The sequence below is a fragment of the Bacillus sp. AFS015802 genome, assembly GCF_002561455.1.
Classification (GTDB): Bacteria; Bacillota; Bacilli; order Bacillales; family Bacillaceae_B; genus Rossellomorea.
Genome location: NZ_NTUP01000014.1, coordinates 24,004 through 36,392, shown reverse-complemented (window position 1 = coordinate 36,392; position 12,389 = coordinate 24,004). Strand labels below are relative to the sequence as shown.

The 12,389-nt window shown below is 46.0% G+C and carries 11 protein-coding genes; 7 read left to right on the top strand and 4 right to left on the bottom strand.

Annotated elements, in window-relative coordinates:
- Positions 1-5: 5 nt before the first annotated feature.
- Positions 6-224: a DUF1659 domain-containing protein gene (locus tag CN378_RS10620; RefSeq protein ID WP_098351867.1), complete on the bottom strand. Its 219-nt coding sequence runs from the start codon at positions 222-224 to the stop codon at positions 6-8.
- Between the two features lie 145 nt (positions 225-369).
- Between CN378_RS10620 and CN378_RS10615 the strand changes: the two genes are divergently transcribed.
- Complete coding sequence (locus CN378_RS10615; protein ID WP_098351866.1) at positions 370-1,197, top strand: glycosyltransferase family 2 protein; 828 nt, start codon at positions 370-372, stop codon at positions 1,195-1,197.
- Positions 1,198-1,234: 37 nt separating this feature from the next.
- Here the strand turns inward: CN378_RS10615 and CN378_RS10610 are convergent, their stop codons facing one another.
- From CN378_RS10610 to CN378_RS10600, 3 genes are all read right to left on the bottom strand, one after another.
- A complete protein-coding gene (locus CN378_RS10610) occupies positions 1,235-2,614 on the bottom strand; it encodes a Glu/Leu/Phe/Val family dehydrogenase (RefSeq protein ID WP_098351865.1) in 1,380 nt (459 codons plus the stop codon).
- Between the two features lie 219 nt (positions 2,615-2,833).
- Entirely contained in the window at positions 2,834-4,273 is a 1,440-nt protein-coding gene (locus CN378_RS10605; RefSeq protein WP_098351864.1) for a coiled-coil domain-containing protein, read from the bottom strand.
- The gene (locus tag CN378_RS10600; protein WP_098351863.1) at positions 4,260-4,778 is read right to left on the bottom strand and encodes an RNA polymerase sigma factor; all 519 of its coding nucleotides are present in this window, start codon (positions 4,776-4,778) and stop codon (positions 4,260-4,262) included. The genes CN378_RS10605 and CN378_RS10600 overlap by 14 nt, the downstream gene beginning before the upstream one ends.
- Positions 4,779-5,013: 235 nt before the next feature.
- Between CN378_RS10600 and CN378_RS10595 the strand changes: the two genes are divergently transcribed.
- From CN378_RS10595 to CN378_RS10570, 6 genes are all read left to right on the top strand, one after another.
- Complete coding sequence (locus tag CN378_RS10595; RefSeq protein ID WP_098351862.1) at positions 5,014-5,802, top strand: ABC transporter ATP-binding protein; 789 nt, start codon at positions 5,014-5,016, stop codon at positions 5,800-5,802.
- Positions 5,786-6,541: an ABC transporter permease gene (locus CN378_RS10590; RefSeq protein ID WP_098351861.1), complete on the top strand. Its 756-nt coding sequence runs from the start codon at positions 5,786-5,788 to the stop codon at positions 6,539-6,541. The genes CN378_RS10595 and CN378_RS10590 overlap by 17 nt, the downstream gene beginning before the upstream one ends.
- A gap of 39 nt (positions 6,542-6,580) precedes the next feature.
- Positions 6,581-7,576 (top strand): aliphatic sulfonate ABC transporter substrate-binding protein, encoded by a 996-nt coding sequence (locus tag CN378_RS10585; RefSeq protein WP_098351860.1) that lies wholly within the window; start codon positions 6,581-6,583, stop codon positions 7,574-7,576.
- Positions 7,577-7,637: 61 nt separating this feature from the next.
- Positions 7,638-8,228, top strand: a complete 591-nt coding sequence (locus CN378_RS10580) for an SCO family protein (protein WP_257141097.1) — start codon at positions 7,638-7,640, stop codon at positions 8,226-8,228.
- 378 nt (positions 8,229-8,606) lie between these two features.
- Complete coding sequence (locus CN378_RS10575; protein WP_098351859.1) at positions 8,607-9,839, top strand: helix-turn-helix domain-containing protein; 1,233 nt, start codon at positions 8,607-8,609, stop codon at positions 9,837-9,839.
- Between the two features lie 99 nt (positions 9,840-9,938).
- On the top strand, positions 9,939-12,353 hold the full coding sequence (locus CN378_RS10570; protein ID WP_098351858.1) for a putative bifunctional diguanylate cyclase/phosphodiesterase: 2,415 nt from the start codon (positions 9,939-9,941) through the stop codon (positions 12,351-12,353).
- Positions 12,354-12,389: the final 36 nt, after the last annotated feature.

The window sequence follows — 12,389 nt, the reverse complement described above, 5'->3', positions numbered from 1 at the left end:
ACCTGTTACTCGTTGATGTCAAAGCTTTGAAGCTTCTCGACGTTGAAAAGCACCTTGGATGAAAGACTTGCAATCGACAAAGCCGCGCTGTTCATTTCATCCGCTGATGCAAGGGCATTGATGTAGCTGTACGATTTGTACGCAAACTTCGGTTTCCCCTTCTCGTCCTGGCCATCGTTGTAAGCCAAGCGTATTCTCGTCGTTTTCAGATCCGCTGTTGCCATGTGCCTCACCTCCCTTCACCCTTTATATAGGGAGATAGGCTGGGAAAGGACACCTCTTTATAAAAAATAGTGTCATAGATTGATTCTGACGGGAATAAGCTTTCATGGTCAGGCAATTATACCTATACATTGAAAGGAGAAAAACATGCACAAACATCAAATCAGCGTAGTCATCCCAACCTATAACCGCCCCTTATATCTATGTGAACTGATAGAGAGTCTTTTGCGGCAGACGCTCCAACCGATGGAGATCATCATCGTCAATGATGGTGGAGAAAGCGTGGAGTTTGTGCGTGCTCTTTATCCGGAATTATTCATTACTGTCATCAATCCGGACCCGAAACCACATCACGTCATGGCGAGGAATCTGGGGATCCAGGCAGCTTCAGGTTCACATATCCTGCTATGTGATGACGATGACCTGCTACTCCCCCTGCATATGGAAGAATCGATGAAGGTAATGGAAAAAGAGGGAGCGGATTTTATACATACCGATGCGGAAATGGTTGAGTTCAAAGTGGAAAATGGCTGTCGTGTCCCGGTTAACAGAAGACTCTTCGCCTATGATTATTCATTAGAAGACATGAGGACATTCTCCACCTTTATTCCATCCGGTACGATCTATCGCAGGGAGATACATGAACAGATTGGTTACCTGGACCCTGCCATGAATAACTATTGGGATTGGGATTTCTTTCTTCGCGTCTGTGAGAAGTACAAGGTCCGGAAGCTCCCGATGGCCACGGTCCTTTACGCATACGGACATTCCAGCAACTCCGCCATCCACACAAAAATGAGGATCTACCTAGACAAACTCTGCACCAAACACAACCTGAAACCCCTCCCCACCAACAACTTCACCTCCCTCCTCCTTGAACCCGGACTCCAGGCCCGCGCCTCCCAATCCCTGAGAACCTGGGACGGCAAACCAATCCGCTCTCGAAATAAAAGAGGGACGGACCTCGACTCCTAGTACCAGCTCCTAGGAATTGAGGTCCGTCCCTCAAATGTTAATATAGTTTACCCTGTCGATATAATACCGTCGATAGTTTCATGACGGAGTGGATGTAGCAGTTCTGGCGGAGTGGGAATGGGTCGCCGAAGAACAGGGGCAGGACGGTGTCCAGGGTGGATTTCATTTTGTCGTAGAGGAGGTTGAATACTTCTTCCTCTGTGTAGAACTGGGTTTCCCTTCCCTGCAGCCATTCGAAGTAGGAGACGATCACCCCGCCGGCATTGGCAAGGATATCGGGTATGATGATGACACCTTTTTCGCTTAAGTATGAATCCGCTTCGGTGGTGATCGGCGCATTGGCCCCTTCGACGATGATTCGTGCTTGTACTTTCCCTACATTATCCTTATGCACCTGATCCTCAAGGGCCGCCAGCATCAACACGTCTACGTTGAGATAGAGGACTTCATCACGCTCCCGTATCTCCGCCTTTACGCCAATTTCTTTCAACTGTCCTTCTTCAGTCGGCAGATCTCCCTTATTCTTCATTGTGAACTCCACAAGAGAAGGGATATCCAGACCATCTGAATTGTAAAGCGTCACATTCCGGTCACTCACGGCTACCACTTTATTTTGTAAGTGGGTGGATTGATGAGCTTCAAGTGCCGCCACGGAACCTACGTTCCCGAAGCCCTGGACGGCAATCGTGAGTGGGCGGTCCTCGTAATCAAGGGCCGTTTTGGCGAAAATATTATCCGTCTTCGTCAGCAGGCTCTTCTGTTCCTTCACAAAATTATGAACCAGGTAGCGGAATGTAAAGAACACCCCTTTACCGGTTGCTTCCCTTCGCCCCAGTGAACCTCCGTTCACGATGCTTTTCCCTGTAAAGCTCCCTCGGTATGGCATCCCGGGACGAATGCTTTTGTACTCTGCCATCATCCAGTCCATTTCCCGTTCACCCGACCCCATATCGGGAGCCGGAATATCCTTATCAGGTCCGAGGATATCACTGAAATACTGCACATATTTCCTGGCGATCAGGTGAAGATCCTTCTCGGAATACTCACGGGGATTCAGGATGATCCCGCCTTTGCCCCCTCCAAACGGTACGTCATGAAGGGCATTCTTCAAGGTCATCAATGAAGCCAGGTTCACAACCTCTTCCTCATTCACCGACTCATGGAAACGGATCCCTCCCTTATATGGACCAAGTGCATTATTGTGCTGCACTCGAAACGCAGGAATCCGGACGACCTTCTCATCTCCGAGTGGAATCCTCAAATACGACTTATGTACATGATTCGGCGTCGACAGGATGGAAGTCAGCGACGTAAACGCTTTCTTTCTTGTCTCTCCTTTCACATCAGGTAAAAAAGAATGATCTTCCAGTAGCGCATTCAATGATTTCTGTACAATGTCTCTTGTTTGGCTGATCAATATGGGTCCCTCCTATTTGGTTTAAAGAAAATTTTGGTATTTAGTATAGGGTTACCCTCTTTGGTGTGGTTAAAAACGACTAATTTTTTATGTAGCACGGAAATTTCACCATGATAAAAACCGCACATTGGCGGCTTTGAGATTGTTGTCAGGTCACGCTATCCCCAAGTAGCAATAAAGAGGCATTCCCGGAAAACAGGATGCCTCTTTAGCCTGACTCTACCAACTGTGATAAATAAATGTTCCATTTTCCAGCTTTAATAATTCCCCCGAGTTCCCTTCCTCGACTTTATAAGGTTCCCCGCTCTGAATGACAGTGTCGACCAAGGCAGCAAATTGTTCCCTTGTGTAATGCTTGGATCGAAAGGTCATCAGGTCTATAAAGAGGTCTTTGTACTCAATTTTGGCTGCTGATACAAGAGAAACGGTGGCGATGATTTTCCTTCCAATGATGACATTTGACACATCCGAGTTTGGAGTATAATAAAAACGCGCTCCATATCTTCTCGCAATATCATCATATTCTTTTCCGATTTTATAGATACTGAAATCACGACTTAGTTTAAACGTATGGCCGTTAGGACCTGTCATCGTAAATTCCATCGGGTACAGCTCATCTTCCGGACTGCTCTCATCTAAGCTTTCTTCTTTTTCTTTAGACACTGGACCGCTGGCGTTCACTTCTTTTGATTTCGAAGCTTGTTCTTTCCTGCGTTTTTGGGCTACTCTCTCTTCTTCCATACGCTTATTCTCTTCAGCTTCTGCTTTTGCTTTTTCCTCTGCCTCTGACTTCGCCTTTGCCATAAGCTCCTGAAACTCGGCTTTCGCCGTGTTGATTTCTTTTTCGATCCTGGCAGCCATTTTTTTGTTTTCCAGACGGTTAACCTGGCTCATTACTTCTTCTGACTTTTGTTCAAATTCTTGAGCATCCACCGATTGTTCCACTGCCATTTTTTTAAGATCTTGAACATCCTCTTGGAGAGCTGTATAGGTCTCAAATTCTTTCTCAAGGGTATCCATTTGAGCGGTATAATGTTTACTTAGAAATGCTTTAAGAGAAGGATTTCCGAGTTGACCTAACTTTTTTAATTTATTTGTCACCTCTTTTTTCAATGAAGATATTTTCTCTCCTAAGTCTTTATCAAAAACACTTTGTGATAGAGTTTTGTTCACATCATTGATTTGGGTTTGGAGCTCATTGACCTGTGGCACGGCTTGATTATATATTTCGATTTCCCTCATCAAGGAGGTTAACTCTTCTTTATCTGGGGATGCTTCCACCTTTTTCAATGACGATTGAGCCAAATTCACCTTGGACTCTTCTATCGGATTCAGCATTTGGCCTTCTTCTGTACTCTGCAGGTTCCCTTCCATCTCTTCATAAACCGCCTGGATTTCCTCTTCTGCCTGAACATATCGTTCTTGTTCCCGCTCTTTCTCTGTTTCTGAAATGATATAAACGGTAAGCAATGAAAATATGAATATACCAAGTGCCGCTGCAACAAGACTACCCCATTTACTCCCTTTCCAAGAACGCTTCTTAGAAGGTGGGGAAGGCTGATGATTGAGAAGGGTTGTATGAATCCGTTCTTTTGCTGATTCGTTCAATTGTAGCTGTGGCAGTTCTTGTTTCAGATTTTCTTCGTTATTTTTCTTCATTCTGATATCCTCCTGTTATAGATTGCAGCTTTTTACACGCCCTGTGATACGTGATCCGGACTTTATTCTCCGTCCATCCAAGAATCAAGGCTGTTTCCTTTACGTCAAAGCCATTTACCCCTTTTAAAATCAATACATCACGGTAATTCGATTTTAGTTTTCGTATACGTGCCAGAAGCTCGCGGCTTCCTTCATTAAGAAAGTAAAGAGATTCAGGGGTTTCGAATGAGGCTCCTTCATGGTTAATGGGCGAAAATGAAGTAATGGACCATTTGCTCCTTTTCTTTTTCCTTAGTTCATCCAGTGCCAGATTTCTTGCAATGGAATATAACCAGGTTTTCGGATTCGCTTTCCCTTCAAATGTTTCCAGTGAGTTAAGCGCCCGAATGAACACTTCCTGAACAAGATCCTCCACATCTACTGACCCCATGCGATAGACGAGAAACGTATAGATGGAATCACTGTAATGATGAAACCAATCTGCAACCAACCTATTGTCAGACATCCCATTCCCCCCGTTTTTCCTTTATATACATTAGACGATTCTGAACACTTAAATATTTTATTTATTTGGATATTTTTTCATTTTATTTACAAATTCAATAATTAGGTTGACAAGCCTTCTTTTTTTAATCTTATTCCAAAATAAAGGAAACCTTGACAACCTCCCCCAATATACTATAATTGTATTATTTATATTCCGACTAAACTAATATGATTTATAAGATAAGGATGATTATATGTTTATAGAGATCCACTCTCTAAATAAGCAATACCTGGATAAGACCGGGAAGCCAACTGATGTCTTAAAAGATATTAATCTCGAGATTGATAAGGGAGAATTCGTGTCCATCCTCGGTCCATCGGGATGCGGAAAATCCACTCTGCTTTCGATCGTGGCTGGATTGACCGGTTCGACATCCGGTGAAGTTCGTGTAGATGGAAATCCGATCAAAAAGCCTGGAAAAGATCGTGGCATGGTCTTTCAGCAGGCGGCACTCTTTCCATGGCTGAACGTCCGGGATAACGTGACGTTCCCCCTGAAAAAAGAAATGGCCAAGAATGAAGCGAGGAGTCAGGCCGCCAAGTACTTACATATGGTCCAGCTCGGAAACTATCAGGACCATTACCCTCATGAGCTGTCAGGGGGGATGCAGCAGCGGGTGGCGATCGCCCGGGCGCTCTCCATGAATCCTGAGATCCTTCTCATGGATGAACCATTCGGCGCTTTGGATGAACAGACCCGCTCCCGTCTTCACCACCAGCTTGAAACGATCTGGATGGAGACGAAAAAGACCGTGATGTTCGTCACCCACAGCATCTCTGAGTCTATCAAGCTCTCAGACCGGATCATCGTCATGGGGACTCGCCCCGGCACGATTCTGGCGGATATCAAGGTGGATATCCCCCGTCCCCGGGATGCCCATAAAGAGGAAATGGTGAAAATCGAAGAACATATCATGAGCTTCTTGAAGAAGGAAATCGACAAAGTGATAAGTGAGGAATTGGCCTATGAACACAGCTCTTAAACGTATCATCTTCTTCGCAGTGATCATCGGCCTTTGGGAATCGGGGTCGCGGTTCGGATTATGGACAGAAGTGGTCCTCCCATCCCCCACTTCCGTTTTCGATGCCTTGTTTACAGGAATTGCCGATCAAACCTTGATCATAGACCTTATGGCAAGCTTCAAACGTTTATTCATCGGCTTAGGGATTTCATTGATTATCGGAACCAGCATCGGCGTTCTTCTCGCCAAATCAAAAACGGCCGACGATACACTTGGATCATTACTGCTCGCTTTCCAGAGTGTACCGAGCATCGTCTGGCTGCCACTGGCCATCATGTGGTTCGGCCTCAATGAAAAAGCCGTCATTTTCGTGGTCATCCTCGGGGGAACATTCGTCATGGCCCTCAACATCCGGATGGGGATCAAAAACGTCTCGCCCCTCTACTTGAAAGCGGCCCAGACGATGGGGTCAAGAGGATTGGACTTATTCATCCGGGTCATCTTCCCGGCATCGATCCCCTATGTGGTGACGGGCTCCCGCCTTGCCTGGGCGTTCGCCTGGCGGGCATTGATGGCAGGGGAACTGTTGAGTACGGGACCGGGACTTGGATACACGCTCCGCTACGCATCAGATTTCGGTGACATGAGCCTTGTGATTGCCGTCATGATCATCATCGGCGTCATCGGGGCCATCGTCGATCAGTTACTATTCCAGCGCATCGAGAAATCCGTGATCAAACGCTGGGGATTAGAATCGTAAACAAATTTGCGGATTCACCCGCACTTAGGAGGATAAATAATGAAAAAAACATTTTTACTACTCACGATTTTCTTCACATTCCTTGGGCTCCTCGCCGGCTGCGGGACAGAAAAGAGCTCGGGTGGCGACGTCAGCAAGAAAGTCGTCATCGGCTACTTCCCGAATATTAACCACGTCCCGGCAATGGTTGCGAAAGACAAAGGATTTTATGAAAAAGAGCTTGGTGACGGAACGAAGATTGAATATAAAACGTTCCCTGATGGTTCATCGTTCATGACAGCTTTAAAAACAGGTGAAATTGATGCAGGTCTGGTCGGACCGGGACCTGCCATGAACAACTATATGACTGGTGCTGATGTAAAAATCATTGGTGGCGGATCGACAGGCGGGACCGTGGTCCTTGCCAGTAAAGAAAGCGGCGTGAAATCCGTGGACGATTTTGCCGGGAAATCTTTCATCACTCCAGCTGTAGGTTGTACCCATGATGTCCAGGTGGAAACGTTCCTCGGCGAGCACGGGATCGAGTCCCAGCGGATCGGGGGCACGATGAAGCACGTGACAGGAAACCCTGCCCAGTATGCGAACATGCTGAAGTCCGGTAAAGTCGACATTGCCGTTGCACCGGAACCGTGGGCGGCCGTGATCCAGCAGGAAACCGGCGCGAACATCATCATCGACCATGATGAAATATCCTTCGGGGAAACTCTTCCTGCTTCTGTACTCGTAGCGTCAGGTAAATCGGTAAAAGAAAACCCGGACACGATCCAAAAAATCGTAGACGCCCATAAAGAAGCTACTTCGTTCATTGAGGAAAACCCTGAAGAAGCGAAAGAAATTACGATCAAAGACGTGAAAGAAGTAACCGGTCAGGAACTGAGCAAGGAAGTCGTCGACCAGGCATGGGAACGAATCGGATTCACCTATAAAGTGGATTCAGACGCCGTCCAGGCATTCGCCGACTCCTCCTACGAACTGAAATTCCTAAAGGAAAAACCAGAATTCACCGACCTGATCGACAAACAATTCATCGACTAATGATGCAAGGTCCGTCCCTCATGTTGAGGGACGGACCTCTATTATAGAAGGGGGTAGCAAAGTGGGCGTGAAGTGTATCTTGTCAGCAATTGCTTTGTCTCTGCTGCTGTTAACTGGATGCGGGGGTCAGGATGTGGAGGAGTCGTTTCCGATGAAGGTGGAGGTCGGGGACTTGGCCGCTGTTGATCAGAATGGGGAGAAGGTGTCACTGGCCGATCTCAATAATGGAAAGATTCTGGTAGCCGATTTTATTTTTACGAATTGTGATACGGTCTGCCTGCCGATGACGGCGAATATGTCGAAGCTCCAGAAGAAGATTGCTGAAGCCGGATTGGAAGAGGAGGTCCAGCTGGTTTCCATCAGCGTCGATCCGGAGCATGATACACCTGATGTGCTTAGGGAATACAGCAGCCGGTATGAATTCCATGATAGGAACTGGAGCTTCCTGACGGGATATTCCCGGGATGACATTGAATCCTTCGCCAATGTGTCCTTTAAAACACCCGCTGCCAAAGTGGAAGGTTCGAATCAGTTTGTGCACGGGACCTCCTTTTACCTGGTGAGTGAGAATGGCGTGTTATTGAAGCAATATGAAGGCGTGTCGAATCCTCCTTATGAGGAGATCATTGAGGATATTGATAGATTGGAGTGACCTTTCCGGGGGATTCGGGGAGGTTTTTTATATTTTTCAGACTGTTATATCGGTTCGAGAAGGGTAATCTTCTATTCAAATGAATTCCCCAAAACCTTTTCACTCCTTTTTCAGGAATCATGCCGCTTTTGAGGGGATCATGCTTCAGATCAGATTTTCATGCGACTTTTCCGATAATCATCCCAAGATCCAGGATATTTATGCCGTTTTTCAAATAATCATGCCAGCTTGTCGAAAAACCTCCTCCCCATCCAATAACCACCAAAAATCCATGCCCTCCCTCTCATTTATTTTTCATCCCCTCTCCCAAAGCAGGAAAATCCCCGATCCTCACCAAATACTACTCTTCAGGGTTATATCAAACAGGAGGGGTTATTCATGCACACGGGGGAAATCATTCGTTTTTATAGGGAGAAAGCAGGTCTTACTCAGTATCAACTGGGGGAGGGAATATGTACAACGACACATGTGAGTAAGATTGAACGGGGTAAAACGGCATATTCGGACGACATCATCTCTCTGTTTTCTGAACGGCTGGGTATTGATATCCAACATGAAATCGACTCTTTCCAACACCTAGAAAAGCAGCTGCAGCTTTGGCATAACAGTATCATCATGAGAAGAATGAATCTTGTGGAAAAAATCAAATCAGAACTTGAACGCTCGGCATTTCTTAAATCCTCAAAGTATGGCGTCCACTTTCTTCTCCTTAAGGCGAGGTACTTCATCTTACATCAAAAGACAGACGCAGCTTGCCGCATTCTCGAATCCATCCAACCCGGGAATCTGACAGCGTTTGAAACCAATTTACTTTATCACGTTCAAGGAATTATGTATATCAATCGAAATAACGATGAGAATCAGCAAAAAGCGGTCCAGGTATTAAAGAAAATCGACATGGGTGCCTATCATAACTTGGAATGCTATTATCATCTATCCATCGCCTATCAGTGCATCGGGAATAAGGTGATGTCGTATTACTATGCAGATAAAGCACTGGGTTATTTTAAACAGACGAATAATTATCTGGGAGCGATTAAGGCAGAGTCCCTGATGCTGCTGCAGCTGAGCTGTGAAACGGATCATGATTTTCATGACTTGACGGAAAGGTACCAGAATCTGTTCCAGGATTGTGATTCACTTGGATTCCTTGAACAAAAAGGGATGCTGTTAAACAACTTAGGATATGAATATTACAATCGTGAAGAATATGCACGTGCCAGGAAATGCTTCAAAGAGGCTCTCACCCTCGCGGAAAAAGGCTCCGTCACGTACCTGAGTAGATTATGCAATTACACAGATGCATGCATAGAAGGAAAGCTCTGTAACGACAAGCAACTCGAGAAGCACATCCAACACGGACTCCACATGAGTAAAAGCTTGAAAAGCACCTTATTCCATAAGCTGTTCCAACTCTTTTCCCGTCGAATGAACAACAGCTGCGATGAATACATTACGTATCTTGAACAGGAAGCTCTTCCTTACTTTTTAGAAAAGAAGAATGTCTTGTTGATCGAACGGTATGGAAAGGTGCTTTTTAAGCACTATGTGGAAAAAGAACAGCTGACCAAAGCCATTCTGCTGACCACACAACTGGAGACAAGCCGCTGAAGAAATCGGTCGATTCAACAAAAAAATACAATAAAATAAGAAAATTCCGTCGAAATAGATGATATACTGTTGGAAATAGGTATTTGGACGGAGGTAAAAATGACTGATCTTTTGGTGATTACTATAAATATAATGATGAGTATTTTATTATCGGCGGGATGCAGCTATCTGGCACTGAAAGAAGCATTCAAGCGAAACGGTCAAAAGCAGGTTGTGCGCAAAAAGGAACTATTGCTTCCTTCCCTTATTTACACTATTTTTTACTGCCTGCTTCATGCTTCTGTAACCTTGATGGTCTCATATGATATCTTCATCCAGCGGTTCATTTATTTCGCTCCGATCTTTTTAGTGATTTGTTTTTTCAGTATTTATCTGTCCCTCCGGCTTTTTCAGGGCGTGAACACGGATAAAGTGAATTTCATAAGGGGAGGGTTCATCTTTTCCCTGATTATGATGGCTGGGAATTTTTCTACTTATGTTGGACTGATTTATCCTTTTGTCGAATTAAAACCTATGTACATCGTTCTGACGATTTTAATGACCCTGGGCGTGACCTTTCCCTTTTTCCGGATGCTGTTGCAGCTGAATAATCAGGAAATCGGTCACTATAAAGGAACGCATCACGCGTTTTGGAGTTTAGTGATGGGCCTTGGTTTTTCCGGGATCACTTATTTGACGGCCTATTCCCTTCTCGCCCCCGAAAAATACGGAGCCCATCTTTCCATGGTGGAAAATAATCATCTGTTCCCCTTCATTCTCGAAATGGGTATCCTGCTGATCCTTTGGTTCATCCCGGATCAATTGGCCAATGATTTACATAAAAAGCAGATGAAAGAGATTTATGAGAAGGAGCAGGAATACAAGTCCTTGTATGAAAATAATCTCTCTGCCATCTTTACCTATAACCGGGAGGCCGTCATCGTGGAAGCGAACGTGCGGGCTGCAGAGCTGACAGGCTATCCGATAGAGGAGATTGTGGGAAAAGGGTTCCGAACCTATGTCCTTGAGAAGGATTTGGAACAGATTCAGGCGGCATTCCATCACTCACTGCGTGGGGAAGCGACGAAACTTGAAATCGATCTGCCTCATCGCAAAGGGCATCTCATGTCCATCCAGGTGATCGTCGTGCCGATCTACCTCAACGGGGAAGTGACCGGGGCTCATGTCCTCGCGACGGATATTACGGAAGCCAAGAAGGACAAGGAACAAATCCAATATCTTGCCTATCACGATGAGCTTACCGGATTACCGAACAGACGGTATTTTAATGAAGTGTTCGAGAGAAAGGTTCGGGAAGGGTGTGACCAGATGGCCATCCTGCTCCTGGATCTCAACCGGTTTAAAATCGTCAATGACACACTGGGTCACGGCTATGGGGACGAGCTCATCTCCCGTGTCGGAAAAAGATGCGTCAAGGTATTGGGAACGAACGGATTCATTGCCCGGATGAGCGGGGACGAGTTCATCGTCCTCCTACCATCCATCAAAAATAGGGGCGACGTTCATAAGATGGCGGCAGCGATCCACGATAGCCTGAAAACCCCTTTTGATATCGGGGGACACGACATCATGACGTCGACCTCCATCGGGATCTCCCTTTATCCCCATGACGGGCATGATCTTTCCACCCTCTTGAAAAAAGCGGACATCGCCATGTATACGATGAAAAAAAGCGAAGGTGCGTATCAGCTACTATTTTCCGATCAGCTTGAAGAAAAAGGGATCAACCCGATCGAGCTCGAGGAAAACCTGCGTAAAGCCTTGGTGAATGAGGAGTTCGAGCTATATTATCAACCGCAGCTCTCGTTAACGACGAACAGGATGATCGGTGTGGAGGCCTTGATCAGATGGAATCACCCCGTCAAAGGCTTGATCTCCCCCGCAGACTTCATCCCATTGGCGGAAGAAACCGGCTTGATCATCCCCCTCGGGCACCGCATCCTGATTGAAGCCTGCAAGCAGCTCAAGGCATGGATGAAGGAGGGACATGAGTTCAAGATTTCGATTAATGTCTCTTCCCGTCAGTTTCATGATGCCACATTTGTCGACATGGTCAGAGACGTTCTGAACACATACGACGTCCCCGCTTCCCTTATTGAACTGGAGGTCACGGAAAGCACGACGATGCATCATGTGGAGGAAGCATTAGCGAAACTGAATACCCTGCGTGAAATCGGCGTATCAATCGCCATCGACGACTTTGGCATTGAATACAGCTCATTAAGCTACCTGCAGAAATTCTCGATTCAAACGTTGAAGATCGACCGGAGCTTCATCATGGGACTGGATGATCATAAGTCCAATAAAGCGATCGTTTCCGCCATCCATGCGATGGCGAAGCATTTACAGCTGACCATCGTCGCAGAAGGCGTGGAAACACAGTCTCAATTGGAATGGCTGAAGGAGTTGCAATGCGAGTATGCCCAAGGGTACTACTTCAGCAGGCCCGTTCCGGCTGAAGAACTGAATGACTTTATTGGTGATCGGGAAACCGCTGCGGTTTTGGGGTCATGAACCGAATGAACCCCCTGGATCTGAGGAGATTCAGGG